We start from the raw sequence: 336 nt of genomic DNA, 5'->3' as shown, positions 1-336 counted from the left end.
ATATTGAGCTTTTGCATCGCCTTGGTCTGCCAAAAGTTTAGTTGGTAAAAATGAGGGAGAAGAAGAGTAAATAATTTTACTTTTTTTACCGCTCCAAAAAGACTTCCAATCTTCTCGAACACTTTCAGAAAAAAGCCCTAAGCCTAACGTACATAAAGTCTTAAAAGCTGCATATATTCCAATTCCAATTCTACGCTTTAAAGGGTATGTTTTTTCAAAGCTTCCTAAAAGGATATATGTTTTACCATTGTTTATTGTACTTTGGCTTAATTTTGAATCTGAACTGGAAGAAAGAGCAGAGTAGCTGCTAGGAATATCGCCATCTATATATTTTAA

Annotated in this window: 1 pseudogene; it reads right to left on the bottom strand. The window is 33.6% G+C overall.

The features are described from left to right. Positions 1 to 336 (bottom strand): annotated as a pseudogene (locus BU804_RS04200) (hypothetical protein); the annotation flags it as partial.

Origin of the sequence: Candidatus Protochlamydia sp. W-9 (genome assembly GCF_001950615.1) — a bacterium.
Taxonomy (GTDB): Bacteria; Chlamydiota; Chlamydiia; order Chlamydiales; family Parachlamydiaceae; genus Protochlamydia; species Protochlamydia amoebophila.
This window is presented reverse-complemented; position numbering and strand designations above follow the sequence as displayed.